This is a genomic window from Nocardia sp. NPDC004123, assembly GCF_053603795.1.
The window spans coordinates 95,292-120,950 of record NZ_JBSGGG010000023.1 but is presented as its reverse complement, the minus strand read 5'-3'; the positions used below and the strand labels follow the sequence as shown (position 1 = coordinate 120,950).

The window sequence follows — 25,659 nt, the reverse complement described above, 5'->3', positions numbered from 1 at the left end:
CTTGCGGCCGAGTCGCACACCCACTTGTGTGCGACGGAAAGAACTGAGCGCTCGTCCCCCATCGGGTACGAGCGCTCAGTCCTGCGGTGGCGGTGGCAAGCCCGCCGGTCAGGTGGTCTTCGGCGAGGTCAGGTCGTAGAGGGTGATGCCGTCCACCTCCTGCGAGTTGAAGTGCTCCTTCACCCACGCCGTGATCTGCGAGCTCTGGCTCTGGTTGCCGCCGTCGCCGCCGCGGTCGCCGCCCATCTGATTGCCACTGATGAAGTAGTGGATCCGGCCGACCTGCACGTACTCCTGGAACTCGGACAGGGTCGGCGAGGGGTCGCTGCCGTTGAAGCCACCGATCGGCATGACCGGCAGCTGGGTCGCCAGCTGGAATCCGGCCGCCGAGTTGGAGCTGACCGTCGCCGCCACCCAGGTGTACTCGGAGCCGTCGGCCTTCAGCAGCGCGGTGACCTTGTCACTCGGGTTGCTCGCCATCATCATGTTGCCCGCGCCGCCGCCGAATCCGCCTGGACCGCCCTCGGTTCCACCGGGTCCGCCGGTCGCGGTGTCACCGTGGTTCATGCCCATGCCGTGCTGACCGCCACCCGGCTGCCCGCCGGGCATGCCATTGCCGGGTCCCGCAATGCCACCCGGTCCGCCGTTGCCGGCGCGGCCGTTCGGCATGCCGTGGTCACCGCCGCGCGGACCGCCCGGACCCCAGCCGCCGCGCACCGCGGGTCCGGCCGAGGGCATCGGCCCCTGGTGTGCGGTGGCGATGCCATCCACGGCGTAGGCGGTAGGACCGGCCAGACCGACCAGCACCGCGGCCGCCGCGACGGCCAGACCGGCCTTGCGGGGCAGGCGAATCAGCAGGAGGACGGTGGCGACGATGCCGCCCACCAGGACCGCCCAGCGCAGCCACGGCACGAAGGACGTGCTGCGGGACAGAATGATCCACGCCGTGGCCGTGGTCAGGCCCATCGCCGGCACGGCGGCCAGACGTACCCACAGCCGATCGCGGTGCTGCCAGGCGAGCACCGAGCCCGCGCCGATCACCGCGGCCACGGCCGGGGCCAGCGCCACCGTGTAGTACGGGTGGAAGATGCCCTTCATGAAGCTGAACACCAGTCCGGTGCCCACCAGCCAGCCGCCGAACAGGATCAGCGTGGCGCGCTGCGGATCGGTGCGGGTCAGCTTGCCGCGCAGGGCGATTCCCGCCACCAGCAGCACCAGGGCGGCCGGGATGAGCCAGGCGATCTGACCGGCCTGCGCCGGTTCGAACAGCCGCCCGATACCGGGCGTGCCCCACATGCCGCCACCGCCGGTCGGCAGCTGGTCGCCGCCGCCGAAACCGCCGACGCTGCCCCGCTCATTGCCGTCGAGACGGCCCAGACCGTTGTAGCCGAGGGTGAGTTCGATGATCGAATTGTGCTGCGAGCCGCCGAAGTACGGGCGATCCGAGGCCGGCCACAGCTCGGCCAGCAGCACCCACCAGCCCGCGCCCGCCACCATGGCCGCGGCCGCGCCGAACAGTTGCGCGATGCGCTTGCCCAGCTTGGGCGGGCCCGCGATCAGGTAGGTCAGCGCCAGCGCGGGCACCACCAGCAGCACCTGCAGCTGCTTGGCCAGGAAGCCGAGTCCGATGAACGCGCCGGTGAGCAGCACCCACCGCCAGCGGCCGTCGGCGATCGCGCCGGTCATGGCCCAGGCCGCGGCCAGCATGAGGAACACCAGCATGGCGTCCGGGTTGTTGAACCGGAACATCACGGCGGCAATGGGAGTCAGCGCCAGCACCAGGCCGGCCAGCAGGCCGGCGCTCGCGCCGAAGCTGCGGCGCACGATGGCCCACAGCAGCGCCACCGAGGCCACGCCGAGCAGGGCCTGCGGCAGCAGCATGCTCCAGCTGTGCAGGCCGAAGATCCGCACCGAGATCTCCATGGGCCACAACGACAGTGGCGTCTTGTCCACGGTGATGGAGTTGGCCGCGTCGGAGGAGCCGAAGAACATGGCCTTCCACGACACCGAACCCGCCTGCACGGCGGCCGCGTAGAAGGAGTTGGCCCAGCCGTTCGCGGACAGGTTCCAGAGGTAGGCGATGGCGGTGCCGATCAGCAGGGCCGCCAGCGCCAGGTACTCCCGGCGGCCGGTGCGGGCCGCGGGCGGCTCGGCCGGGGACGGGGCGAGCCGGGGCTCGGTCAGAGTCGCGGTCATCGGTCGCCTCCTCGGTCAGCTCGATCAGTGGGGGTGTCGGACGGGGTGGTCCAGTACGGCAGGTCGCCGTGTTCGGGATGGCAGCGGCCGGGGAAGTCCACTCGCACCAGGCGGAAGCCGTCGTTCGGAAGCGCCTGTGGCGCAGGGAGGATCGTGGTCACCGGACCGCCTCGGGCACGGGATGCTTTCCGGCATTGCGGAAGACCCAGCGCAGGCCGACGAAGCGCAGCAGGGTGGCGACCAGGTTGGCGATCACCAGCACCAGCAGCTCCAGGTGCACCGCCGCATCCGGGGCCCAATGGTGCAGGGTGTAGAGCGAACCACTGGTCAGCGCCAGGCCGACGCCGAAGATGACCAGCCCCTGGAAGTGGTGCGACACCGCCTGACTGGACCCGCGCACCCCGAAGGTGAAGGCGCGGTTGGCTGCGGTATTGCCGATCGCGGTGACCAGCAGGGCCAGGAAGTTGGCGGCCTGCGCGCCCGTGATGCCCTGCAGCAGGACGTAGAGCAGCAGGTAGGCCAGGGTCGAGGTGACGCCGACGATGCCGAAGCGGACCAGCTGCCCGACCATGCCCAGCGGTACGCCCTCCACCAGCGGCTCGCGGCCGATGGCGGCGCGCAGCTCGTTGATGGGGAGCCGGCCGGTGGTCAGCGCGCGGCCGACCCGCCAGACGCCGAGCAGGTCCTTGCGGGCCGTGTCGATGATGTCCACCCGGGAGTCCGGATCGTCGATCCAGTCCACCGGCACCTCGTGGATGCGCAGCCCGATGCGCTCGGCCAGCACCAGCAGTTCGGTGTCGAAGAACCATTCGCCGTCCTCGACGAGCGGCAGCACCAGCTTGGCCACGTCGCCGCGCATGGCCTTGAAGCCACACTGCGCGTCGGAGAACTTGGCCTGCAGCGAGGCCCGCAGGATCAGGTTGTAGCAGCGGGAGATGATCTCGCGCTTGGGCCCGCGCACCACCCGTGAGGAGGAGGCCAGCCGGGTGCCGATGGCGACGTCGGAGTGCCCGGACACCAGCGGCGCGACCAGCGGTAGCAGCGCGTTGAGGTCGGTGGACAGGTCCACGTCCATGTAGGCGACGACCTGGGCGTCGGAGGCCTGCCAGACCTCGCGCAACGCGCGGCCGCGGCCCTTGCGGTCCAGATGCACCACCCGCACGCCGTCCATCTGGTCGGCCAGCTGCCGGGCCACCTCGAGAGTGTTGTCGGTGGAGGCGTTGTCGGCGATGGTGATGCGCGCCGTGAAGGGGAAGTTCAGCGTGAGGAACGCGTGCAGTCTGCGCACGCAGGGGCCGAGGTCGACCTCTTCGTTGTAGACCGGAACGACCACGTCCACGACGGGCGCGGTCACTGCTTCTGCGGGTTCCGCCGCCCGCACGGCGGTTACGGTGTCGTTCATGGTGACCAATCTCGATCACCAGACTCACATCAGTCTGCGGCCTGCCTGGGAGGTTCCTGGGAGCCGCTTGCCTCGGCGTCGATTTCGTGCGATGCACGACCCCGGATCGAGATCGCGCGGGCCCCGCCGTGATCGTGCTAGCTCGGTCCGAGATGCAGCCGCCACAGCGGGGAGACCGGTCCGTGTCCTTTACCCAGGTCGTACGACGCTTCCAGGCAGCGGAAGGTCCATTCCTTGGCGAAGGCGACGGCGTCGGGGACCGAGTAGCCGTGGGCCAGCGCGCAGCAGATGGACGCGGCCAGGGTGTCGCCGCCGCCGTGATCATTGCCGGTGACCAGGCGCCGGGCGGGGAGCTCGTGGAAGGTGTCACCGTCGAAGAGCAGATCGGTGGACTGCTCCGAGGTGCGCAGGTGGCCGCCCTTGACGATGGCCCACTGCGGGCCCAGCGCGATGAGCGCCTCGGCGGCCTTGCGGGCGGAAGCGTCGTCGATCACGTCGATGCCGGTGATCAGACGGACCTCGTCGAGGTTGGGGGTGACCACGGTGGCCAGCGGAATCAGGGTGTGGCGCACCGCATCCAGGGCCTCGGCGTGCAACAGGGCGTCGCCGTGCATGGAGGCGGCGACCGGATCGACCACCAGCGGGATGCTGCCCTGGCGTCCGATGCCGACCTCGCGGCAGACCGCCGCCACGGCCTCGATGATGGCGGTGGAGGCCAGCATGCCGGTCTTGGCCGCGCCGATTCCGATGTCGCCGACCACGGTTCGCACCTGGTCGGCCACGATCTGCGGCGGGATCTCGTGGAAACCGCTGACGCCGACGGTGTTCTGCACGGTCACCGCGGCGACCGCCACGCACGCGTGCACACCGCACAGGGCCATGGTGCGGGAGTCGGCCTGGATGCCCGCGCCGCCGCCGGAGTCGGTGCCCGCGATGGTGAGGGCGCGGACCGGGGTGGTGCCGTTCGGGGCAAGCGGTAAGAGTTGCACGGCGCTTATCTTGCCCTCCGCTTCGCTCCGGGCGGGTTCGCGGCCCTGGAGGTCTCGAACCTTGGGGGCGATCGATCGCGGATATTGAAAATCATTATCATTAAATGGTGACTTCAACTCAGCTGCCTGTGACCGTGCTGTCGGGATTCCTCGGTGCGGGCAAGACGACCCTGCTCAACCACATCCTGGCCAATCGGGAGGGCCGCCGGGTGGCGGTCATCGTCAATGACATGAGCGAGGTGAACATCGACGCGGCGCTGGTCGCGGGGCAGGGGCATCTGGACCGCACCGAGGAGAGACTGGTCGAGCTCACCAACGGCTGCATCTGCTGCACGCTGCGCGAGGACCTCATCGAATCGGTGGGAAAGCTGGCGCGGGAGGGGCGTTTCGACCAGCTGGTCATCGAATCCACCGGAATCTCCGAGCCGATGCCGGTGGCGGCCACCTTCGAGTGGGAGTTCGAGGACGGCTTTCAGCTCGGTGAACTCGCGCGCCTGGACACGATGGTGACGGTCGTGGACTGCTCCACCTTCCTCGCCGAAGTGGTGAAGGGGCAGGCCCTGGCCGAGCGGAATCTGCAAGCGGGAGAAGGGGATGCGCGCACCATCGCCGACCTGCTGGTCGATCAGGTCGAGTTCGCGAATGTGCTGGTGCTCAACAAGACCGACCTGGTGAGCGCGAATGCCGTCGGAACCGTGGAGGCCACGATCCGGCGATTGAACCCGGGCGCGCGGATCCTGCGCGCCGCGCACGGCGTCGTCGACCTCGCCGAAGTCCTCGGCACCGGCCGCTACCGCCCCGATCTCGCCGCCCAATTCGAGGGCTGGGACGAGGAATTGGCGGGCGGCCACACCCCCGAAACCGAGGAATACGGCATCAGCAGCCTCACCTTCACCGCCGACCGTCCCTTCCACCCCGAACGCCTCGACGCCGCCCTCGCCCAGTTACAGAGACTGCTCCGCAGCAAAGGCTTCTTCTGGCTGGCGAGCCGCCCCCACCTGGCTGCCATCTGGTCCCAGGCCGGTCCGAACCTGACCTTCGAAGCCGGCGGCTATTGGGACGCGCTCGACATGCAGCCCGGCCAGGAAATCGTCTTCATCGGCATCAGACTCGACCGCCCTCACGTCCACGACCTCCTGACCTCAGCCCTCCTCACCGACGCCGAACTCGCTGCGGGCCACCAGGAATGGCTCAGCTACCCCGACCCCTTCCCCTCGTGGGGCCCATCCCACAACCACGCCTGACCATCCGAATCGGCGGCGACTCCCCGATCGACTCCACCGCCAGTGACGCAGGTCATTCGAAGGTGATGTCACAAGACCGGACGATTCAGACTCTTGTGTGCGAATCGCTGAAAAGGAGTCGCCACCATGAACATCGCCCTGTGGATCTGCGCCGGACTACTGGCAGCCGTAGCCCTCTTCGGCGGCCTCACGAAGATCGTCGTTCCCAAGGAGAAGCTGGCCGGCGCCCCCGGCGGCGGCTGGACCGGCGACGCCACCGCCACATTCGTCAAAACCCTCGGCGCCCTGGAAGTCCTGGCCGCCCTGGGCCTCACCCTCCCCGCAGCCCTGGACACAGCCCCGTTCATGGTCCCGGTCACCGCCATCTGCTGGATCCTCCTGATGATCGGCGCCATGATCACCCACCTCCGCCACGGCGACCGAGCCGCCTTGATCGCCAACGTGCTCTACCTGGCCCTGGCCCTGTTCATCACCGTAGGCCGCTTCTGGCTCCACCCCTTCTGACCAGCACCGAGCGCCCAACCGAGATACGCGCTACCCGATCCCTCGCGATCCAGCATTTATCGGGCTGTCGTGGGGTGCGGCGCGGCGGGCTCCGACGAACAGAAGGATTGTCGCGAGCGCCATGATCGGCCAGGGGGTGGGCGCGAGGACGATGGCGCCGATCACCGTCCAAATCCCCAGAATCCACGCGATGAAGGGCGGTGGCGTGATGTGCCGGTTGTCGAGCCAGAGCACGGTCAGGCCGAGCACGATCAGCGGAATGCCGAAGCTGTCCAGGGAGAGCCAGTAGGCGCTGTCCGCCGGGCTCATGGCGGCGAAGTCGTCACCCCACAGCTCCCCGCTGAACCACGCTCCGGCGTGGCGTGCCGCGTGCTCGATCGTCAACGCGCCCACGGTGTGTGCGGCTCCGAAGAATACGATGAGCCGACCAGCCCACTTGATCATCCGAACTCCCCATTTCTCCTGCGGGGGTGCGTGTCTCGTTCCCCCGCCAGTCTTGTTATACGGTGGCGTATAGCAGCGAGAGTAGCCCTGATATACGGTGCCGTATAGAAGGCGAGGCGTGAGAGGAGTCACCATATGGGCGTGGCCCGCACCCCGCGCGAGGCGTGGATCGAGCAGGGCTTGCAGACGCTCGTCGACAGCGGCGTGGAAGCGGTCCGCATCGAAGTCCTGGCCAAGCAGCTGGGCGTGACCAAGGGCGGGTTCTACGGGTACTTCCCCGACCGCGCCGCCCTGTTGGAGGCAATGCTGGATGTCTGGGAGCGCGAGAGCACCGACGAAGTGCTCGAAACCATTGCGCTCGAAGACGACCCGCGGGACAGGATCACGCTCGCCGGCCGATTGACCTTGTCCCCCAACCGTTTGCTGGCGATCGACCTGGCGGTCCGGGACTGGGCCCGCCGCGATGAATCGGTCGCCGCCCGGCTGCGCCGCGTCGACGACCGTCGAATGGCCTTGCTACGCGAGACCATCGGCACCTTCTGCTCCGACCCCGACGAGATCGAGGCCCGCAGCCTGCTCGCCTTCTGCCTGGCCATCGGAAACCAGTTCCTCGCCGCCGACCATCCCGGCCGCACCCGCGCCCAGGTCCTCGCCCGCGCCGCCGCGATCCTCCTCGACCGCCCCGCACAGCCGGACCGCTAGCCATCAACGCCGTTCCGACCAGCCGGATCGCCACTGTTCAGCGCTCGGTCTCGAGTGGCGGCGGTCGGCGGATGGTCAGTGGCGGGCGGCCAGGGCGGTGTGGAGGGTGGCGGCCCACTGTTGGACGATTTCCTTGCGGCGCAGGGAGTCGTCGGTGAGGACATCGGCGAGGCCGAGGCCGCGGGCCAGGTCGAGGGTGGCCTGCACCAGGTGGTGGGCGACCGGATCCGAGTCGTCCACGCCCAGCGCCTCGACGGCCATCCGATGCGAGATGCGGCCGAAGCGGGCTTCCATGGGGACGATTCGTTCCCGCAGGGCCGGGTCGGCGGCCGCGTGGGTCCACACCTGCAGCGCCGCCTTGAACAGCGGGCTGGTGTAGGACTCGACCAGGCCGGCCACCACCGCCTCGGTGCGCGCGACGCCCTCGGCGACGTCGGCGACCGCGAGGGCGTCGGCCTTGGCCTGGTCCATCCGGGTGTCGAACATGTATTCCAGGGCGGCGGTGATCAGATCCTCACGGGTGGGGAAGTGATGCTGGGCCGCGCCGCGCGACACCCCGGCCCGTTCGGCCACCACCGCGACCGTGGCGGCCGCCCAGCCCGTCTGGGCCAGGCAGTCGATGGTCGCCTCCAGCAGCCGCTGCCGGGTGGCCCGGCTGCGGTCCTGCTTGGGTTCGTGGGGTGTCGCCATGGTTGCCTATTCTGCCCAGCTGGGTGGGCGGCGCTGCATGAAGGCCGTGATGCCCTCGATCACCTCGGGGGTGCCGAAGAAGCTCGCGGAGCGTTTGGCCAGGTCCTCGGCCCCGCGGTCGAAGGCCGTGAGCAGGTCCGCGTTGACGAGCTGTTTGGCTTCGGCCAGGCCCTGCGGTGCGCCCTTGCGGAGTTCACCGAGCAGCCGGGCGGTCTCGGCCGCGGGGTCGTCGGCGGCGATGGTGATGAGGCCGATGCGTTCGGCCTCGGCCGCGTCGAAGGTCTCGCCGGTCTGGAAGTAGCGGGCCGCCGATCGGCCGGTCATGCGCGGCAGCAGGGTCAGCGAGATCATGAACGGGGCCAGGCCGATCCGCACCTCGGTCAGCGCGAAGCTGCTGTTCCGCCCGGCGACCACGAGGTCGCAGGCGGCGATGATGCCCATGCCGCCCGCCCGCACGTTGCCGTCCACCTGCGCCACCACGGGCTTGGGCATGGCGAGGATGTCGCGCAGTACCGAGATCATCCAGCGGGTGCGGATGTCGGCGGCGGCCGCCGGGTCGGCGTCCACCGCCTCCTTGAGATCCGCGCCCGCGCAGAAGGTGTTGCCGGTGTGGGTGAGCACCACCCCGCGCACCGCGTCGTCCCCGGTCGCCCGCGCCAGGCCCGCGAGCAGTTCGGTGACCAGCCGGGAGGACAGGGCGTTGCGATTGTGCGGGGAGTCCAGGGTCAGTACCGCGAATCCGTCGCGCACCTCGTAGCGCACGAACGGCGCGTCCGCGGCGGCACCGGCTGTGTCGGTCATCGAATACTCCTGCTGCTGTGTGGCTTTCGGGTGCGGGAGGGACGAGTGGCGGTGGCCGCGCACACCGCCGCCACTCGTCGCCCCGGTCAGTAGGACCGGGGCAGACCCAGCGAGTGCTGGGCCACGAAATTGAGGATCATCTCGCGGCTGACCGGCGCCACCCGGGCGATGCGGGCGGCGGCCAGCATGCCCGCCAGGCCCACGTCCGAGGTCAGGCCGGAACCGCCGTGGGTCTGGATGGCCTGGTCGAGTGCCTTGATACTGGCTTCGGCCGCAGCGTATTTCGCCATATTGGCGGCCTCGGCGGCGCCGAAGTCGTCGCCGGAGTCGTAGAGGAACGCGGCCTTCTGCATCATGACCTTGGCCAGTTCCAGCTCGATCTTCACCTGCGCCAGCGGGTGCGAGATGCCCTGGTGCGCGCCGATCGGCGCGCCCTTCCACACCGCGCGCTCCTTGGCATAGGCCACGGCCCGGTCGATGGCGTAGCGGCCCATGCCGACCGCCATGGCCGCGCCCATGATGCGCTCCGGGTTCAGGCCCGCGAACAGCTGCGCGATGGCCGCGTCCTCCTGGCCGACCAGGGCGGTGGCGGGCAGCCGCACATCGTCGAGGAACAGCGTGAACTGGTTGTCCGGCTCGAGAATGTCCATCTCCTGCTTCGTCTTCACGAAGCCGGGGGCGTCGGTGGGGACGATGAACAGGGCGGGCTGCAGGTTGCCGGTCTTGGCGTTCTCGGAGCGGGCCACGATGAGCACCGCCTCGGCCTGGTCCACGCCGGAGATGAAGATCTTGCGGCCGTTGAGGATCCAGTCCTCGCCGTCGCGGCGGGCGGTGGTGGTGATCTTGTGCGAATTGGAGCCCGCGTCCGGCTCGGTGATGCCGAAGACCATCTTCGACGAGCCATCGGCCAGCTTGGTCAGCCAGTGCTGCTTCTGTGCCTCGGTGCCGTACTTGGTGATGATGGTGCCGCAGATGGCGGGCGAGACCACCATGAGCAGCAGGCCGCAGCCCTGCGCCGCCAATTCCTCCTGCACGAGCGCGAGTTCGTAGATGCCCGCGCCACCGCCGCCGTACTCCTCGGGCAGGTTCACGCCCAGGAAGCCGAGCTTGCCGGCCTCGTCCCACAGCTCGTCGAAGGGCTCGTTGCGGCGAGCCTTGGGGCCGGCGTAGTCGCGGAAGTTGTACTTGGCGGCCAGCTTGGCGACCGCGGCCCGCAGCGCCTTCTGCTCGTCGGTCTCGATGAAACTCATTGCCTACTCCTGATCTTCGCTGTGGACCACGGCGAGAACCGCGCCGACCTCGACCTGCTGGCCGGCGGAAACGTTCAATTCGGTGAGCACGCCGGCGGTGGGTGCGGCAATGGTGTGCTCCATCTTCATCGCCTCCAGCCACAGGATGGGCTGGCCCTTCTCGAGCCGGTCGCCGACCGCCGCGCCCAGGCGGATGACCGCGCCCGGCATCGGGGCCAGCAGCGAGCCCTCGGCTACCTGGTCGGCCGGGTCTTCGAAGCGCGGCAGGCGGCGTACGGCCACCGGGCCGAGCGGGGAATCCACCGCGACCAGGTCGCCGTAGCGGGCGATCTCGAAGCGCCGGCGCACCGGGCCGCGCTCCCCCGGGACCTGGAGCACCACGAGATCCGGTGTGGCCTCCAGCAATTCGAGCCCGTCGTGGCCCTCGACCTCGACACCCGTGCGGGTCAGGCGGTAGCGCACCTCGTGCTTGCCGGTCAGGCGCGACTCGTAGGACTTGGACTGCGGCTGCGACGGCAGATTGCGCCAGCCGCTGGGCAGGCCGCTGCCGACCCGGGCCGCGCGGCGGTTGGCGGCGGCGTCGGCGAGCGCGGCGGCCACGATGGACAGCTGCTCGCCGGCCTCGGAAACCAGTGGCGCCGAAAGCTTCTCGAGATCGTGGGTCGCGAAGAACGCCGTGTCGGTGTCGCCCGCCAGGAACGCCGGATGCCGCAGCACCCGCACCAGCAGGTCGCGGTTGGTGACCAGACCGTGGATCTTGGCCCGCTGCAACGCGCTCGCCAGCAGATGCGCCGCCTCGTCCCGGGTTTCGGCGAAGGAGATGACCTTCGACAGCATGGGGTCGTAGTGCACGCCCACCACCGAGCCGTCCACCACGCCGGTGTCCAGGCGTACACCCGGCTCGGTCAGCACGGTGAATTCGCCCAGGGTGCCCGGGATGTCGAGCTGGTGGACGGGGCCGGACTGCGGCTGCCAGTCGTGGGCCGGATCCTCGGCGTACAGGCGCACCTCGATCGAGTGGCCACGCATCTCCGGCTGCCGCGCGGGCAGCGCGCGACCGGCGGCCACCTGCAGCTGCAGGCGCACCAGGTCCAGGCCGGTGACCTGCTCGGTGACCGGATGTTCCACCTGCAGACGGGTATTCATCTCCAGGAAGAAGAAGTCGCCCTTCTCGTCGGCCAGGAATTCGACGGTGCCCGCACCCTCGTAGCCGATGGCCTCCGACGCCAGCCGCGCCGCTTCGAACAACCGCGCCCGCATGCTCTGCCCATCGGCCATGCGCGCGGGCTCTCCGTGGTTACGCTGCGCAAGCGCTGGGAGGTGGAGCGGCTCCTCCGAGCCTGACGCGCGCATGGCGTCGACCTTCTCGACCAGCGGCGACGGAGCCTCCTCGACGACCTTCTGGTGGCGGCGCTGGATCGAGCACTCGCGCTCGCCGACCGCCCACACGGTGCCGTGGGTGTCGGCCATGACCTGCACCTCGATGTGGCGCCCGGTCTCCAGGTAGCGCTCGCAGAAAACGGTCGGATCGCCGAAGGCGGACTGGGCTTCCCGCTGCGCCGCCTCGATCTGACCGGTCAGCTCGGACAGTTCGCGCACCACGCGCATGCCGCGACCGCCACCGCCGGCGGACGCCTTGATCAACACCGGAAGCATGTCGGCGGTGACCTCGGCCGGATCCAGCTGCTTCAGCACCGGGACCCCGGCGGCGTCCATCATCTTCTTGGACTCGACCTTGGAGCCCATCTGCTCGATGGCCGCGACCGGCGGGCCGATCCAGACGAGGCCGGCGGCCTGCACGGCCTTGGCGAATTCGGCGTTCTCGGAGAGGAATCCGTAGCCGGGGTGGATGGCGTCGGCACCGGCGGCCAGGGCAGCCTCGATGATCAGCTCGGCACGCAGGTAGGTCTCGCCAGGGGTGTTGCCCGGCAGGCGAATTGCGGCATCCGCCTCGGCCACATGGGGAGCGTTCGCGTCGGCGTCGGAATAGACCGCCGTGGTCGCGATACCCATGCGACGGCAGGTGGCGAACACCCGCCGTGCGATCTCGCCACGGTTGGCGACCAGAACGTTGGTAATCACTGTGCCCATTGGGGTCGCAATGCTCATCTCTGGCCTCACATCCGGAAGACGCCGAAGCCCTCGGCGCCCTTGATCGGGGAATTGTGGATGGCGGACAACGCCATTCCCAACACCGTGCGGGTGTCACGCGGGTCGATGACGCCGTCGTCGTAGAGCCGGCCCGACATGAACATGGGCAGTGATTCGGCCTCGATCTGCGCCTCGATCATGGCGCGCATCCCGGCGTCGGCCTCCTCGTTGAAGGGCATGCCCTTGGCCTCGGCCGCGGCCCGGCCCACGATGGAGATGACGCCGGCCAGCTGCGCGCCGCCCATGACGGCGGATTTGGCGCTGGGCCAGGCGAACACGAAGCGCGGATCGTAGGCGCGCCCGCACATGCCGTAGTGGCCGGCGCCGTAGGACGCGCCCATGAGCAGCGAGATGTGCGGCACCTTCGAATTCGACACCGCGTTGATCATCATCGCGCCATGCTTGATGATGCCCTTCTGCTCGTACTCCTTGCCGACCATGTAGCCGGTGGTGTTGTGCAGGAACAGCAGTGGCGTGTTCGACTGGTTGGCCAGCTGGATGAACTGGGTGGCCTTCTGCGCTTCCTCCGAGAACAGCACGCCGCGGGCATTGGCGAGAATGCCGACCGGGTAGCCGTGCAGTTCCGCCCAGCCGGTCACCAGGCTGGAACCGTAGAGCGGTTTGAACTCGTCGAAGTCGGAGCCGTCGACCACGCGGGCGATGACCTCGCGCGGATCGAACGGGATCTTGAGGTCGGTCGGCACGATGCCGAGCAGTTCCTCCGAGTCGTACATCGGCTCGATCACCTCGGCGACCGGGCGCGCGGCCGGACCCTGCTTCTGCCAGTTCAGCCGCTTGACGATGGAACGGCCCAGCCGGATCGCGTCCTGCTCGTCCACGGCCAGGTAGTCGGCCAGACCCGAAATGCGGGCGTGCATTTCGGCGCCGCCGAGGGATTCGTCGTCGGACTCCTCACCGGTGGCCATCTTCACCAGCGGCGGACCGCCCAGGAACACCTTGGAGCGCTCCTTGATCATGACCGTGTAGTCGGACATGCCCGGGACGTACGCGCCACCGGCGGTGGAGTTGCCGAAAACCAGTGCGATGGTGGGGATTCCGGCCGCCGACAACCGGGTGAGGTCCCGGAACATGCGCCCGCCGGGGACGAAAACCTCTTTCTGCGTCGGCAGATCCGCGCCGCCGGACTCGACCAGGCCGATCACCGGCAGCCGGTTCTCCAGCGCGATGTCGTTCATGCGCAGGTTCTTGCGCAGCGTCCACGGATTCGACGTACCGCCGCGCACGGTCGGATCCGGCGCCACGATCATGCACTCGACGCCCTCGACAATGCCGATGCCCGCGATCACGCTGGCGCCCACATGGAAGTCGCTGCCCCAGGCCGCGAGCGGGGCCAGCTCCAGGAACGGCGAATCCTCGTCGATGAGCAGTTCGATGCGCTCACGCGCGGTCAGCTTGCCGCGCTTGCGGTGCCGGGCCATCTTGTCCGGGCCACCGCCGGCGATGTTCTTGGCGTACTCGGCCTCCACCTCGGCCAGCTTGGCCGTCATGGCCTCGGCGGCGGCCTGATAGTCCGCCGAATTCGGGTCTACGGACGTGCGCAGAATACTCAAGACTGGAACCCCAATCGCTTGGCCGCGAGGCTGGTCAGGATCTCGTTGGTGCCGCCGCCGATGCCGAGGATGCGGACATCGCGGTAGTGGCGCTCGACTTCGGACTCACGCATGTAGCCGAGGCCGCCGAAGAGCTGCACCGCCTGGTGGGCAACCCATTCCGCGGTCTCCACGGCGGTGTTCTTGGCGAAGCACACCTCGGCGATCAGATCGGTCTCACCGCGGGCGGCGCGCTCGGCCACCGCGTGCGTGTACACGCGCGCGACATCGATGCGGCGCGCCATCTCCGACAGCGTGTTCTGCACGGCCTGGCGGCTGATCAGCGGGCGGCCGAAGGTCTCCCGGTCCCGGCACCACTGCAGCGTCAGGTCCAGGCAGCGCTGGGCGTGCCCGTACCCCTGCACGGCCAGCCCCACCCGCTCGCTCACGAAAGCCTGTGCGATCTGGGCGAATCCGCTGTTCTCCGGGCCCACCAGGTTCGAGACCGGCACTCGCACATCGACATACGACAGTTCGGCGGTGTCCGAGCACAGCCAGCCCATCTTCTCCAGCTTGCGGCTGACGGTGAACCCGGGCGTGTCCTTCTCCACCACCAGCAGCGACACACCCGCCGCGCCCGGACCGCCGGTACGCACCGCGGTCACCACGAAATCGGCGCGCACACCGGAGGTGATGAAGGTCTTGGACCCGTTCACGATGAAATCGTCGCCGTCCCGGACCGCCGTGGTCCGCAGATGCCCGACATCCGAACCGCCGCCCGGTTCGGTGATGGCCAGCGACCCGATCTTCTCGCCCGCCAGCGTCGGCCGCACCCAGCGCTCGATGTGCTCGGCATTGCCCGAGGCGATGAGGTGCGGCACCGCGATACCGCAGGTGAACAGGGAGGCGAACAGGCCGCCCGAGCAGCCCGCGTAGTGCAGCTCCTCGGCCACGATGGCGGCGTCGATGCCGTCGCCACCGGAACCGCCGGCGGATTCCGGGAACTGGATGCCTAGCAGCCCCAGCGCACCCGCCTTCTTGTGCAGCTCACGCGGGATCTCGCCGTTGCGCTCCCACTCGTCCAGATACGGCAGCACCTCCCGCTCCGCGAAACCGCGCACGGTGGCGCGCAATTCGCGGCGTTCGGGTGTCTGCCACGGGTCTGCATATCCGGCGCTCATACCGCCTCGTTCCCTTCCGCGAGGCCGAACCCTCGCCTGTCGCCGGCCCGGCCGGTCCACGGCCGTAGCGCAGGTCCGCCGCGCCGCCTCACGGCAGCAACTCCGCGGGGATGTCGAGGTACCGGGCGCGCAGCCATTCGCCGAGCCCCTTGGCCTGCGGGTCGAAGCGGGCCTGATAGGCCACGCCCGCGCCGAGCAGGCCCTCGACAATGAAGTTCAGTGCCCGCAGATTCGGCAGCACGTGCCGGGTGACCGGCAGCGCGGCGGTCTCCGGCAGCAGGCGGCGCAGCTCGTCGACGGTCAGCGTGTGCACCAGCCAGCGCCACTGCTCCTCGGTGCGCACCCAGACGCCGATATTGGCATTGCCGCCCTTGTCGCCACTGCGGGCCAGCGCGATCGCGCCCAGCGGGGCGCGAGTGGTCGCTCCGGCCGGAAGCGGCTGCGGCAGTTCCGGTTCCGCGACCGCAGCCAGCTCCAGGGTTTCCCCGGCCGGCGCGATCGCCACCTCGGTGCCGTCCGCCAGGACCGCCGTATGCGGAATCTCCTTGGAATCCACGTATCCCGGCGTGAACACCCCGTACGGACCGCCATTGCCGGGCGGGGCCGTCAGCGAGAAGCCGGGGAAGCTGGCCAGAGCCAATTCCACTGCGACACTGGAGAACGCGCGGCCCACCTTGTTCGGATCCGGGTCCCGGACCACACAGCGCAGCAGGGCGCTGGCCTGCTCCTCGGTGTCGGCGTCGGGCCGGTCCAGCCGCGCCAGGGTCCACTCCAGCTCGGCGGGCCGCGCCGGCAGCCACGACTCCAGCTGCCGTTGCGCCAGTTCGGCTTTGGCCTCGATATCCAGGCCGGTGAGGATGAACTCCATCTCGTTGCGGAATCCGCCGATGGCGTTGGTCGACACCTTGGTCTGCGGCGGCGGGGCCTCCCCGGTCACGCCACTGATCAGTACCCGGTCGGGGCCCTCCTGGCTCACCTCGAGGGTGTCGAGTCGCGTGGTGACATCCGGCCCGGCGTAGCGCGCGCTCTGGATCTCGTACATGAGCTGGGCTTTCACCGTGTCCACGGTGACCGCGCCGCCGGTGCCCGCATGCTTGGTGATGACACTGCTGCCATCGCGCCGCACCTCGGCGATCGGGAAGCCCGGCCGCCCCAGATCGGCGATCTCGGTGAAGAAGGCGAAATTGCCGCCGGTGGCCTGGGTGCTGCACTCGATGACGTGCCCCGCCACCACCGCACCGGCCAGCGCGTCGTAATCGGTTCGGCCCCAGCCGAAATGCGCGGCCGCGGGACCGACCACCACCGAGGCGTCGGTGACCCGCCCGGTCACCACGATGTCCGCGCCCGCGGTCAGGCATTCGGCGATGCCCCACGCGCCCAGGTAGGCGTTCGCGGTGAGCGGCGCGCCCAGCCCCAGCTCTCCGGCCCGCGCCAGCAGATCGTCACCGGTCACGTACGCGACCTTCGGTGCGAGACCGAGCTTTTCGGCCACCTCCCGCACCCGCTGGGCCAGCCCGGCCGGATTCAGCCCGCCCGCATTGGCGACGATCTTCACCCCGGACTCGAGGGCCAGGCCGAGGCTGCCCTCCAGCTGCTTCACAAAGGTTTTGGCGTAGCCGAGGTTCGCGTCCTTCATGCGATCGCGTCCCAGGATCAGCATGGTGAGCTCGGCCAGATAGTCGCCGGTGAGCACGTCGAGCTGCCCGCCCTCGAGCATCTCCCGCATGGCGCTGAGGCGATCGCCGTAGAACCCGGAACAGTTGCCGATCCGAATCAGATCCGGAGTGTCGGCGAGCTGACTCATGGCGGGCCTCCCTGTGCACCTGCGCTGTCACAGCGCGGTCGGCGCAGCCTCGGTGCTGCGGTCGGTTACAGGGTCACATCGGTCCCGGAAAAAATCAAGCCCGCGTGCTTGTTATTTTCCAGAATCCCAGGTCGGGACCGGTCTCCGGTACGTCGGCAACCTTCAGGCACACTGAACAGGTGTCCTCAGACGTCACCGTGATCGTCCTGCTCGCCCTCGCCGGATTCCTGCTCGGCGGGGCGTACTCGCTGTTCAAGACCTCCCGCCCGCTGGCCATCGGGCTCGCCGTCTGCGGCGTGCTCGCGGCCGTGGGCGCGGTGCTCTGGATGACGAACTGACTCTCGGGCCGGCGGACCGTCACTCGGCTTCGAGGCGGAAGATGCGGAGATCTTCCGGGACGCCGCTCAGGGGAGCCGCGAAAAAGCTACGGCGATAGGGCTTTACGCCCAGGCCGAGCTCCTCGAGGGTCTCCGGGCGCAGCGAGTCCAGGGTCACGCCCGAGAGCATGGTGTTGCCATTGCCGCCCGCCTCCATGACGCGGGCCGCGATGTTCACATCGATGCCGAGCCAGTCGCCGCCGATCTCGCGCGGACTGCCGGTGTGCAGCCCCAGGCGCATCTGCGGGCGATAGCCGTCCACCGATACCGCCGACAGGTTCTCCTTGGCCGCCACCGCCGCCCGTACGGCCCGGTCCGCGGACGGGAACACGGCCATCACGCCGTCACCCATGCGCTTGACCACCTGGCCGCCGCGATCCACGATGGGCGGCTCGATGGCCTTGGCCACCCGCCGCAGCAGGTCCAGGGTCACCTCGTCCCCCGCGGCCAGGGACCAACTGGAGAAGGCCACCAGATCGGTGAACATGATGGTGATCTCCTGCGGGCCGCGGCCCTTGCCGATCCGCTCCAGCACGGCCTGCCAGACCTGCAGCGCACCCAGCCCCAATTCGCGTGCGGCACTGGGGGAATCACCGACCAACTTGTCCGCCGCGCGGGCCACGGCACGCGCGCCGCCGGGTCCGGAGACCGAGAGCGGATCACCGAAGGCCGGATCGCCGGGCAGGTTCTCGCGCGCCTTACGGATGGCGTCGATGATGTCGCCGCGCTGATTGGCGGCATTGACCATGGCCGAGAGCTGCCCGGGGAAACGGCCGCGCCGCCGCCCGGCCTGCGACTCGTCGGTCTCGTCGGGGTCCTCGGACAGTTCCGCGGGAATCAGGGGGATGACCACATCCGGGTCGATGCGGGGTTGCCGTGCCCGGCTGGGGGGCGCGTCGCGGGACCGGTTGCGATCGGTTCCCAGTCCGTCCGTACGGTTCGCGTCGGAGGCGCGTTCACCGCCGTCGGAGGGTCGTTCGCTCACGCCCAGAGCGTATCTCAGCGTTCCGTCGTGGAATGGATCAATGATTGCCACCTGACACCTCCCGATCGGTGCGAGCGGCCACATCATTGGACCCGCCGAAGGTTTGAGTGTTTTGGTTGCTGTTTCGATGCTACCGACCGTCTAGTACGACGGCCAACCGATCCATGCCGACAGGAAAAGTTAGCTGGCACACACTTTTGGTCCGTTACGACACCGGCCCGATACGGAGAATCCGTATCGGGCCGATGCTCGCCGCCGTGCCGGGCAGTGGCCGGCGGCCCCTAGGGCAGGGTCTGTGTGCGCTCTACGCGTCGCGCTTATTTACCACGAACAACGCGGCTGCGAAGATCAATCCAACAAAGACCGCGAAGTAGACCAGGCCGCCCCACGGACCCCAGTGCCAGTACGACGACTTGGCATCCACGGTGCCCAGGAACAGGCCCGCGTTCTGGAACGGCAGCAGCACCTGGATCTCCCGGCCGATCTTGCCGAACGCGCCGACCATGGGCTCGAGGATGACCGGCCACACGATCAGCAGCGACAGCGCGCCCGCCGACTGCCGGATCAGCGTGCCCACACCGACCGCCAGGAAGACCACCAGCAGGATGAACAGCGGCACGGCGTAGAAGACCCGCAGATCACCACTGCTCAGGCTCAGGTGGCTGCCCGCGTCGTGGTTCACCATGACCTTGAAGATGAAGAAGCCGAGAAAGGTCAGCGCCGCACTCAGCAACGCCATAGCAAACCCGATGACACCGGCCTTGGTGAGCAGCACGGTGGTTCGACCGGGAACCGCGAGGAAGGTGGTCTTGATGGTGCCGAAGCGGTATTCACTGGTGACCGCGAGCGCCGCCAGGATCATGACCATCAGGTAGCCGAAACCCGGAATGCCCTGGGCCAGGCCGGTGATACCGAGGCCCGCCACCGAGTTCTCCGCGTACGGCGCATCGGCCGGGGTCATCTTGCCTTGGGCCAGCTGATCCTCGAAGACCCGCCAGGACGCGTTCAGGGCCAGGCTGAACAGCGCCGCGATACCCAGCGCGAACACCACCAGCAGCGCGGTGCACCAGACCGGGGACTTGGTCGAGGTGAGCTTGATTCGTTCCGCCGCGAGCACTCCCATCAGAGCGCACCTCCCATAACCTGATCGAAGCCTTCGCCGTGGTACTGCACCGCGCCACCGGTCATGCGCATGAACGCCTCCTCCAGCGAGGCGCGCTGCGGCGAGAGCTCGTAGAGCGTGATGTCATTGGCGCCGGCCAGTTTTCCGACCGCGTCGCTGGTGACGCCCGCGACCACCAGGGCCGCGCCGTCCGCCTCCGTTGGTTCTTTACCGGCCGGCCGGGCACCATCCTCGCGGACCGTCATGCCGTTGGAGGTGAGCAGGCTGCGCAGTTGATCCAGCTGCGGACTGCGCACGCGCACAGACTGTTCCGAGGCCTTCTCGATGAAATCCTTAGTGGTGGTGTCGGCAATGAGCCGGCCCCGGCCGATCACGACGAGATGCTCGGCGGTCTGCGCCATTTCGGAGAGCAGATGGCTCGACACCAGCACGGTGCGGCCCTCGCCCGCCAGCCGCTGCATGAAACGGCGGATCCACAGAATGCCCTCGGGATCCAGGCCGTTCACCGGTTCGTCGAACAGCAGCACCTGCGGGTCGCCGAGCAGGGCGCCGGCCAGGCCGAGCCGCTGCGACATGCCGAGGGAGAAACCACCGGCGCTCTTGTTGGCGACCTCGGACAGGCCGACCAGGCGCAGCACCTCCTCCACCCGCGACTGCGGAATGTCATTGGAGGCGGCCATCCACCGCAGGTGCGAGCGCGCGGAACGATTGGGATGCACCCACTTCGCGTCCAGCAGCGCGCCGACGGTGTCGAGCGGACGCTTCAGGTCGTGGTACGGCTTACCGTCGATGAGGGCGGTGCCGGAGGTCGGCGTGTCCAACCCCAGGATCATCCGCATGGTGGTCGACTTGCCCGCCCCGTTCGGGCCGAGGAAGCCGGTCACCTGTCCCGGACGGACCGTGAACGACAGGTCCGACACCGCGACGGTCTGGCCGTAGTGCTTGGTCAGGCCTCTCAGTTCGATCATGGCGACCAGTCTTCCCCATGTACGGAGCGCGCACTATCGCTAATTGGTCGCGCGTCGCTCATCCCTGAGGATGACTGTGTCCGATTTGCCCTCCGCTTCGCTCCGGGCGGGTTCGCGGCGCTGGAGGTCTCGTTCTTCCCTCCGCTTCGCTCCCCCGCTCCACTCGGTCAAGAACCAAACGCGCCGCGAACCAGAGTGCGGCGCTTCAGAATCCGGGTGAGGAGGCTTGGGCCCAGAAGCGCTTGGGGATTCGACCCGCCTGCCGCGCCAGCCATCCGCCCTCGACGGCGCGGGCCATGGCGGCGGCCATCAGCGCGGGCTGCCGGGCGCGGGTGACCGCGGTGGCCAGCAGGACCGCCGAGCAGCCGAGTTCCATCGCCAGCGCGGCATCACTGGCGGTGCCGATGCCCGCGTCGAGGATGACCGGCACGCCCGCGGCGGCCACGATCATCTCGATATTGTGCGGATTGCCGATACCCAGACCGGTGCCGATCGGCGAGCCCAGGGGCATGACCGCAGCACAGCCGGTGTCCTCGAGGCGCTTGGCCAGCACCGGGTCGTCGGTGGTGTAGGGCAGCACGGTGAAGCCGTCGTCCACCAATTGCTCTGCGGCGGCGACCAATTCGATGGCGTCGGGCAGCAGGGTGCGCTCGTCGGCGATGACTTCCAGCTTCACCCAATCGGTTTCGAGAGCCTCGCGGGCCAGCTGGGCGGTGAGCACGGCCTCGGCGGCCGTGCGGCAGCCGGCGGTATTGGGCAGCGGGGCGATCTCCAGCCTCTTGAGCAGGTCCAGCACGCCGGTGCCGCCCGCGGCGTCCACCCGGCGCATGGCGACCGTGGTCAGCTCGGTGCCCGAGGCGACCAGGGCCTCCTCCAGCACGGCCAGATTCTCCGCGCCGCCGGTGCCCATGATGAGCCGGGAGCCGAACTCGCGGCCCGCGATGACCAGCGGTTCGATCGCGCTAGCCACCCTGCACCGCCGTCAGTACCTCGATCTCCCAGCCGCGGCCGACCGGCTCGTCCCAGCGGGACTTGGGGAACACCGCGCCGTCGATGGCCAGCGCCACGCCCTGGCACGGCAGGTTCAGCCGTTCCAGCAGCTGCCGGATGGTGAGCTCGTCGGGGAAAACATGATCCTCGCCATTGACGGTGACGCCGACCGGAATTGCGGTCATCGGACTCCTCCTGGGTGAAACGGTGCGGCGGTGGTGAACCGGCGCGGGTCCGCGGCGCGCGCCTCGGGCAGCTCGGTGTCGGCGAGCAGCGCCAGGACGGCGTCGGCGGTGACCGGGGTGTCGAGAATGCCGTTGCGGCCGTGTCCCGCGGCCACGATCACCCGCTCGTCCAGGTAACCGATCAGCGGCAGATTGTCGGGCGAGCCCGGGCGCGAACCCGCGATGGCCTCGGCGAATTCGTACTCGCCGATACCCGGCAGCACGGCCTCGGCATCGGTGACCAGGTCGCGGACACCGGCGACGGTGACGGCGTTGTCGAACCCGACTTCGTATTGTGTTGCACCCAGCACGATTCCGTCACGCCGCGGCACAAGATATATGGGCCGGCCGTGCACCCGGGCCCGGACCACGCGGGCGGGCACGGGCGGGGCGCTGGGGCGGCGGCGCAGGCGCAGGATCTCGCCCTTCACCGGGCGGACCGGCAGACCGGGCCACAGGTCGGCGGCCGCGGCGCCGGTGGCGAGCACGATGCGATCGTGCGGCAGGGCCGCCGGCGACTCCACCGGCTCCGCGCGGAACTCGACTCCGGCCGCGGCACAGGCGGTTCGGAGCGCGGTCACCAGGGCGCGATTGTCCACGGCGGGTTCGGCGACGGCGAGCAGTCCGGCGCGCACGCCGCGGCCCAGGCAGGGTTCGGCGGCGCGCACCCCGGCGCGGTCCAGCAGGCGCAGTTCATGGCCGCGGGCATTCACCCAGTCGGCGATGGTGCGCAGGTCGGCGGCATCGGCGCCGTCCAGGGCGACGGTCAGGGTCTGATCGGCGACGAAGACATCGGTGCCGGTGACGGCCCGCAGCTCGGCGGCGAAACCGGGCCAGCGGATCAGGGAGGCGGCGCCGAAGGCGAGAGCGGCGTCCTCACCGGGCCAGCCCTCCGAGAGCGGGGCGAGCATGCCGCCCGCCACCCAGGAGGATCCGGAGCCCACGGCCGGGTCGAAGAGGGTGACGGTCCAGCCCGCTCCGGCGGCACGCCAGGCTACCGAAAGTCCGATCACACCGCCGCCGACGACGGCCAGAGTCCGCATGTGAATCCACCTAACTCATCCCGGCATCCGCGGGACCTGCATATATATCGGGCGAAACAGTGGACTCGGCGGGAGCGTCGCGCGGCTGCACGCCGGGTGCGCTCCCTCGGGTCGTTTCGACTCGAACACCGTAGCGCGACTACCGTCGAGGCTGTGCAACCCTCCCACCCGAACCGGCCCGCCACCCCACGGGAACGCCTCGCCACCGCGCGGCTGTACCTGTGCACCGACGCCCGCCGGGACCGGGGTGACCTGGCGGAGTTCGCCGAGGCGGCCCTGGCCGGCGGCGTCGACATCATCCAGCTGCGGGACAAGGGCTCGCCCGGGGAGAAGCAGTTCGGCCCGCTCGAGGCCAAGGCCGAACTGGGTGCGCTGGCCGAGCTGAAAGCCGCCGCCCGCCGCCACGGCGCCCTGGTCGCGTGCAACGACCGCGCCGATATCGCGCTCGCGGCCGGGGTGGACGTGCTGCACCTGGGCCAGGGCGACCTGCCGCCCTGGTACGCGCGGCAGATCCTGGGCGGCGAGGTGGTGCTGGGCCGCTCCACGCACAATCGCGCGCAGGCCGGACTGGCCGCGGTGGACGAGCACATCGACTACTTCTGCACCGGGCCGGTGTACGCCACCCCGACCAAGCCGGGCCGCACCCCGGCGGGCATCGACCTGGTCCGGTCCACCGCCGATTCGCACACGCACCGGCCGTGGTTCGCCATCGGCGGCATCGACGCCCGCAGCCTGCCCGAGGTGCTGGACGCGGGCGCGACGCGAATCGTGGTGGTGCGGGCCATTACCGAGGCCGACGATCCGGCGGCCGCCGCCCGCGCCATCAAGCAGCAGATCCTGAAAAACAACCGCTAGCTAGCCGACCGGGTCGAGGCGGATCGGGACGCCGTTCAGGTTGGACATGCCGGCGAGGCGTTCCACATCGGCGAGATCGGTGGACATCAGGTCGTTCACGTTCGCGCCCCCGGCGGCATTGGCGCGCTGCCAGCCGCCGTCGTGCCCCCAGCCGTGTGGAATGGCCACGGTGCCCTCGGTCATGTCCTCGGTGAGCCGGGCGGTCACCTCGATGGCGCCGTGCGCGGAGGTGACCCGGCAGCGGTCGCCGTCGGAAATGCCCGCCACCGCCGCGTCTTTGGGATTGATGCGGGCGGCGTGCTCGCGGTCGCCGCGCATGAGCGGCTCGGCATTGTGCATCCACGAGTTGTGGGATTTCAGTTCGCGCAGGCCGATGACACGCAGCGGATAGGCCGGATCGGCCGGCCGCGCGCTGAGGGTGCGCAGTTCGCCGATGATCTCGTCCGGATCCAGCCGCACGCGGCCCCCCTGGTGCCGCACCACGTTCCGCAGCACCCCGGTGGCGATGCTGTCGGCGAGCACCACCCCGTGCGGGTGACGGCGCAGCATGCGCAGGCTGAGGCCATTGCGGCGCAGGCCGAATCGGTCGCCGTAGGGGCCGGTGCGCAGGGCCAGGTCGGCCAGCAGGGTCGGGGTGGGGCGGGCGGAGCCGAGGCCCGGGACGCGGCGGCGCAGGACGCTCAGCAGGCGACCGGCCGGGCGGGCCGGGCCGACGGCGAAGGGCTGCACGCCGATCCGGGTCGCGATGGCGTCGATGATCCGCCATTCCTCGCGAGCCTCCCCGTACGGTTCGACGACCCGCTCGGTGTACTGGGTGTACGGCGTCGGGGAGAACGCGGTGAACGGCAATGGAATGTCGTCGCGCTCAAGGAAGGTGGTCGCCGGGAGGATGTAGTCGGCGATCCGGTTGGTGTCGTTGACATATATGTCCATGGAAACGAACAGGTCCAGTTCGGTGAGCGCGGCGGCCAGTTCGCGGCCGTTGGGCACCGAGGAAACCGGATTGCCCGCCGAGGTGAACAGGGCACGCAGCTGCCCCGGGCCGGGCGTGGTGATCTCCTTGGCCATGATGGCGGCCGGGAAGGTGCCCAGCACGTCCGGGAATCCGCCGATGCGGGAACGGTTCTTGCCGTATCCGGCGAAACCGAGGCGGGCGCTCAGTTCGGAGACCGCCACCAGTTCCTTGCCGAAGACCGAACCGCCCGGCCGGTCGAGGTTTCCGGTCACCAGGGACAGGACGTCGATGAGGAAGGCCACCAGGGTCGCGTGCCTGCCCAGGCAGGTGCCGGTGCGGCCGTAGACCGCGGCGGATTCGGCACGGGCCAGATCGCGGGCCAGGGCGCGCACCCGATCGGGGTCGAGGCCGGTGACCTCGGCGGTGTATTCGGGCGTGAAACGCGCTACGGCAGCCCGTAATTCACCTGCGCCGCCGGCCTGGCGGCGCAGTGCCCCGGTGTCTTCCAGACCCTCGTCGAAGATCACCTGCAACAGGGCGGCCAGCAGCCAGGCGTCACCGTCCGGTCGCACGCCGACGTGCTCGAACAGCTTGGCGGTCTCGGTGTTTCGCGGGTCGACCACCACCACCCGCCCGCCCCGCTTCGTGATGGCGGTCAGCTTCTCGCGGATACGCGGCGCGCTCAGCACACTGCCGTGTGAGACAAGGGGATTCGCGCCCAGCATGAGCAGGAAATCGGTGCGGTCCAGATCGGGCACCGGCACGGTGGTGAGGGAGCCGTAGAGCAGCTCGCTGGCCACGAAGCGGTTGTTGATGTCCTGGGAACCGGCCGAATACACGTGCTTCAACCCGGCGGCCAGCTGGAAACCCACCATCCACAGGGTGTGTGAATAGGAGAAGGAGGACGGATTGCCGAAATACCAGCCGAGACTCTCGATTCCGTGCTCGCGGATGAGCCCGCGCAGGCGTGCGCCGATCTCGTCCAGCGCCGTGTCCCAGGAGACCCGTTCGAACGCGCCGGCGGCCGTGCGCCGCAAGGGATACAACACCCGGTCGGGATCGTTCTGGATCTCGGTGAAGGCGATGCCCTTGGGGCAGGCGTTGCCGCGGGAGAGCGGATGGTCCTTGTCGGCGCGCAGGCGCACCAGCTTCCCGTCCTCGACGGTGGCGATCAGCCCGCAGAGGGGCTCACAGATCCGGCAGTAGGTGGGGACCTCGCGCGTTGTCACGC

At 69.4% G+C, this 25,659-nt stretch carries 23 protein-coding genes; 5 read left to right on the top strand and 18 right to left on the bottom strand.

The annotated features are described in order from the left end of the window. Positions 1-108: 108 nt before the first annotated feature. The 3 genes from ACWEQQ_RS30825 to thiD form a co-directional block, all read right to left on the bottom strand. The gene (locus ACWEQQ_RS30825) at positions 109-2,196 is read right to left on the bottom strand and encodes a glycosyltransferase family 39 protein (protein ID WP_452350705.1); all 2,088 of its coding nucleotides are present in this window, start codon (positions 2,194-2,196) and stop codon (positions 109-111) included. Positions 2,197-2,353: 157 nt separating this feature from the next. After that, positions 2,354-3,598, bottom strand: coding sequence for a glycosyltransferase (locus ACWEQQ_RS30820; protein ID WP_452350704.1), 1,245 nt, complete (start codon positions 3,596-3,598; stop codon positions 2,354-2,356). Positions 3,599-3,735: 137 nt separating this feature from the next. Beyond that, entirely contained in the window at positions 3,736-4,587 is an 852-nt protein-coding gene (gene thiD / locus ACWEQQ_RS30815) for a bifunctional hydroxymethylpyrimidine kinase/phosphomethylpyrimidine kinase (RefSeq protein WP_354843653.1), read from the bottom strand. 104 nt (positions 4,588-4,691) lie between these two features. Here thiD and ACWEQQ_RS30810 point away from each other — a divergent pair, with 104 nt between their 5' ends. Both ACWEQQ_RS30810 and ACWEQQ_RS30805 read left to right on the top strand, forming a co-directional pair. Then, the gene (locus ACWEQQ_RS30810) at positions 4,692-5,831 is read left to right on the top strand and encodes a GTP-binding protein (protein ID WP_452350703.1); all 1,140 of its coding nucleotides are present in this window, start codon (positions 4,692-4,694) and stop codon (positions 5,829-5,831) included. Between the two features lie 126 nt (positions 5,832-5,957). After that, complete coding sequence (locus ACWEQQ_RS30805) at positions 5,958-6,335, top strand: DoxX family protein (RefSeq protein ID WP_452350702.1); 378 nt, start codon at positions 5,958-5,960, stop codon at positions 6,333-6,335. A 30-nt stretch (positions 6,336-6,365) separates the two neighbouring features. On the opposite strand, the gene ACWEQQ_RS30800 is transcribed toward ACWEQQ_RS30805, so the two are convergent. Then, on the bottom strand, positions 6,366-6,779 hold the full coding sequence (locus ACWEQQ_RS30800) for a DUF6463 family protein (protein ID WP_452350701.1): 414 nt from the start codon (positions 6,777-6,779) through the stop codon (positions 6,366-6,368). 135 nt (positions 6,780-6,914) lie between these two features. Here ACWEQQ_RS30800 and ACWEQQ_RS30795 point away from each other — a divergent pair, with 135 nt between their 5' ends. Further along, positions 6,915-7,481: a TetR/AcrR family transcriptional regulator gene (locus tag ACWEQQ_RS30795; RefSeq protein WP_452341634.1), complete on the top strand. Its 567-nt coding sequence runs from the start codon at positions 6,915-6,917 to the stop codon at positions 7,479-7,481. Positions 7,482-7,556: 75 nt separating this feature from the next. Here the strand turns inward: ACWEQQ_RS30795 and ACWEQQ_RS30790 are convergent, their stop codons facing one another. From ACWEQQ_RS30790 to ACWEQQ_RS30760, 7 genes are all read right to left on the bottom strand, one after another. Then, the gene (locus ACWEQQ_RS30790; protein WP_357004891.1) at positions 7,557-8,171 is read right to left on the bottom strand and encodes a TetR/AcrR family transcriptional regulator; all 615 of its coding nucleotides are present in this window, start codon (positions 8,169-8,171) and stop codon (positions 7,557-7,559) included. Positions 8,172-8,177: 6 nt separating this feature from the next. Then, positions 8,178-8,972, bottom strand: coding sequence for an enoyl-CoA hydratase family protein (locus ACWEQQ_RS30785; protein ID WP_452350700.1), 795 nt, complete (start codon positions 8,970-8,972; stop codon positions 8,178-8,180). An 86-nt stretch (positions 8,973-9,058) separates the two neighbouring features. Then, entirely contained in the window at positions 9,059-10,222 is a 1,164-nt protein-coding gene (locus tag ACWEQQ_RS30780) for an acyl-CoA dehydrogenase family protein (RefSeq protein WP_354843494.1), read from the bottom strand. Between the two features lie 3 nt (positions 10,223-10,225). After that, entirely contained in the window at positions 10,226-12,313 is a 2,088-nt protein-coding gene (locus tag ACWEQQ_RS30775) for an acetyl/propionyl/methylcrotonyl-CoA carboxylase subunit alpha (RefSeq protein ID WP_452350699.1), read from the bottom strand. Positions 12,314-12,339: 26 nt separating this feature from the next. Then, positions 12,340-13,944: an acyl-CoA carboxylase subunit beta gene (locus ACWEQQ_RS30770; RefSeq protein ID WP_452350698.1), complete on the bottom strand. Its 1,605-nt coding sequence runs from the start codon at positions 13,942-13,944 to the stop codon at positions 12,340-12,342. Continuing rightward, complete coding sequence (locus tag ACWEQQ_RS30765) at positions 13,941-15,104, bottom strand: acyl-CoA dehydrogenase family protein (RefSeq protein ID WP_452350697.1); 1,164 nt, start codon at positions 15,102-15,104, stop codon at positions 13,941-13,943. The genes ACWEQQ_RS30770 and ACWEQQ_RS30765 overlap by 4 nt, the downstream gene beginning before the upstream one ends. 88 nt (positions 15,105-15,192) lie before the next feature. Then, a complete protein-coding gene (locus ACWEQQ_RS30760) occupies positions 15,193-16,908 on the bottom strand; it encodes an acyclic terpene utilization AtuA family protein (protein ID WP_452350696.1) in 1,716 nt (571 codons plus the stop codon). Between the two features lie 179 nt (positions 16,909-17,087). On the opposite strand from ACWEQQ_RS30760, the gene ACWEQQ_RS30755 reads away from it, so the two are divergent. After that, entirely contained in the window at positions 17,088-17,246 is a 159-nt protein-coding gene (locus ACWEQQ_RS30755) for a hypothetical protein (protein WP_354843480.1), read from the top strand. A gap of 19 nt (positions 17,247-17,265) precedes the next feature. Here ACWEQQ_RS30755 and ACWEQQ_RS30750 read toward each other — a convergent pair whose 3' ends face one another. The 6 genes from ACWEQQ_RS30750 to thiO all read right to left on the bottom strand — a co-directional run bounded on the left by ACWEQQ_RS30750 (position 17,266) and on the right by thiO (position 22,618). After that, a complete protein-coding gene (locus ACWEQQ_RS30750; RefSeq protein WP_452341628.1) occupies positions 17,266-18,270 on the bottom strand; it encodes an adenylate/guanylate cyclase domain-containing protein in 1,005 nt (334 codons plus the stop codon). A 304-nt stretch (positions 18,271-18,574) separates the two neighbouring features. Further along, positions 18,575-19,393 (bottom strand): ABC transporter permease, encoded by an 819-nt coding sequence (locus tag ACWEQQ_RS30745; RefSeq protein WP_452350695.1) that lies wholly within the window; start codon positions 19,391-19,393, stop codon positions 18,575-18,577. Beyond that, on the bottom strand, positions 19,393-20,361 hold the full coding sequence (locus ACWEQQ_RS30740; RefSeq protein ID WP_452341626.1) for an ABC transporter ATP-binding protein: 969 nt from the start codon (positions 20,359-20,361) through the stop codon (positions 19,393-19,395). The genes ACWEQQ_RS30745 and ACWEQQ_RS30740 overlap by 1 nt, the downstream gene beginning before the upstream one ends. Before the next feature lie 205 nt (positions 20,362-20,566). Next, on the bottom strand, positions 20,567-21,331 hold the full coding sequence (gene thiG / locus ACWEQQ_RS30735) for a thiazole synthase (RefSeq protein ID WP_452341608.1): 765 nt from the start codon (positions 21,329-21,331) through the stop codon (positions 20,567-20,569). Then, complete coding sequence (thiS, locus tag ACWEQQ_RS30730; protein ID WP_354843470.1) at positions 21,324-21,536, bottom strand: sulfur carrier protein ThiS; 213 nt, start codon at positions 21,534-21,536, stop codon at positions 21,324-21,326. Before thiS ends, thiG begins: the two co-directional genes overlap by 8 nt. Continuing rightward, positions 21,533-22,618 (bottom strand): glycine oxidase ThiO, encoded by a 1,086-nt coding sequence (thiO, locus tag ACWEQQ_RS30725; protein ID WP_452350694.1) that lies wholly within the window; start codon positions 22,616-22,618, stop codon positions 21,533-21,535. Before thiO ends, thiS begins: the two co-directional genes overlap by 4 nt. Positions 22,619-22,771: 153 nt before the next feature. Between thiO and thiE the strand changes: the two genes are divergently transcribed. Then, the gene (gene thiE / locus ACWEQQ_RS30720) at positions 22,772-23,473 is read left to right on the top strand and encodes a thiamine phosphate synthase (RefSeq protein ID WP_452350693.1); all 702 of its coding nucleotides are present in this window, start codon (positions 22,772-22,774) and stop codon (positions 23,471-23,473) included. Here the strand turns inward: thiE and ACWEQQ_RS30715 are convergent, their stop codons facing one another. After that, positions 23,474-25,657, bottom strand: coding sequence for a molybdopterin-containing oxidoreductase family protein (locus ACWEQQ_RS30715; RefSeq protein ID WP_452350692.1), 2,184 nt, complete (start codon positions 25,655-25,657; stop codon positions 23,474-23,476). It abuts the gene before it with no gap. Positions 25,658-25,659: the final 2 nt, after the last annotated feature.

Bases quoted from the DNA above. Each gene is read 5' to 3' on its own strand.
- ACWEQQ_RS30825 (WP_452350705.1), bottom strand. From the start codon at position 2,196: ATGACCGCGACTCTGACCGAGCCCCGGCTCGCCCCGTCCCCGGCCGAG.
- ACWEQQ_RS30820 (WP_452350704.1), bottom strand. From the start codon at position 3,598: ATGAACGACACCGTAACCGCCGTGCGGGCGGCGGAACCCGCAGAAGCA.
- ACWEQQ_RS30810 (WP_452350703.1), top strand. From the start codon at position 4,692: ATGGTGACTTCAACTCAGCTGCCTGTGACCGTGCTGTCGGGATTCCTC.
- ACWEQQ_RS30805 (WP_452350702.1), top strand. From the start codon at position 5,958: ATGAACATCGCCCTGTGGATCTGCGCCGGACTACTGGCAGCCGTAGCC.
- ACWEQQ_RS30800 (WP_452350701.1), bottom strand. From the start codon at position 6,779: ATGATCAAGTGGGCTGGTCGGCTCATCGTATTCTTCGGAGCCGCACAC.
- ACWEQQ_RS30795 (WP_452341634.1), top strand. From the start codon at position 6,915: ATGGGCGTGGCCCGCACCCCGCGCGAGGCGTGGATCGAGCAGGGCTTG.
- ACWEQQ_RS30790 (WP_357004891.1), bottom strand. From the start codon at position 8,171: ATGGCGACACCCCACGAACCCAAGCAGGACCGCAGCCGGGCCACCCGG.
- ACWEQQ_RS30785 (WP_452350700.1), bottom strand. From the start codon at position 8,972: ATGACCGACACAGCCGGTGCCGCCGCGGACGCGCCGTTCGTGCGCTAC.
- ACWEQQ_RS30780 (WP_354843494.1), bottom strand. From the start codon at position 10,222: ATGAGTTTCATCGAGACCGACGAGCAGAAGGCGCTGCGGGCCGCGGTC.
- ACWEQQ_RS30775 (WP_452350699.1), bottom strand. From the start codon at position 12,313: ATGGGCACAGTGATTACCAACGTTCTGGTCGCCAACCGTGGCGAGATC.
- ACWEQQ_RS30765 (WP_452350697.1), bottom strand. From the start codon at position 15,104: ATGAGCGCCGGATATGCAGACCCGTGGCAGACACCCGAACGCCGCGAA.
- ACWEQQ_RS30760 (WP_452350696.1), bottom strand. From the start codon at position 16,908: ATGAGTCAGCTCGCCGACACTCCGGATCTGATTCGGATCGGCAACTGT.
- ACWEQQ_RS30745 (WP_452350695.1), bottom strand. From the start codon at position 19,393: ATGGGAGTGCTCGCGGCGGAACGAATCAAGCTCACCTCGACCAAGTCC.
- ACWEQQ_RS30740 (WP_452341626.1), bottom strand. From the start codon at position 20,361: ATGATCGAACTGAGAGGCCTGACCAAGCACTACGGCCAGACCGTCGCG.
- thiS (WP_354843470.1), bottom strand. From the start codon at position 21,536: ATGACCGCAATTCCGGTCGGCGTCACCGTCAATGGCGAGGATCATGTT.
- thiO (WP_452350694.1), bottom strand. From the start codon at position 22,618: ATGCGGACTCTGGCCGTCGTCGGCGGCGGTGTGATCGGACTTTCGGTA.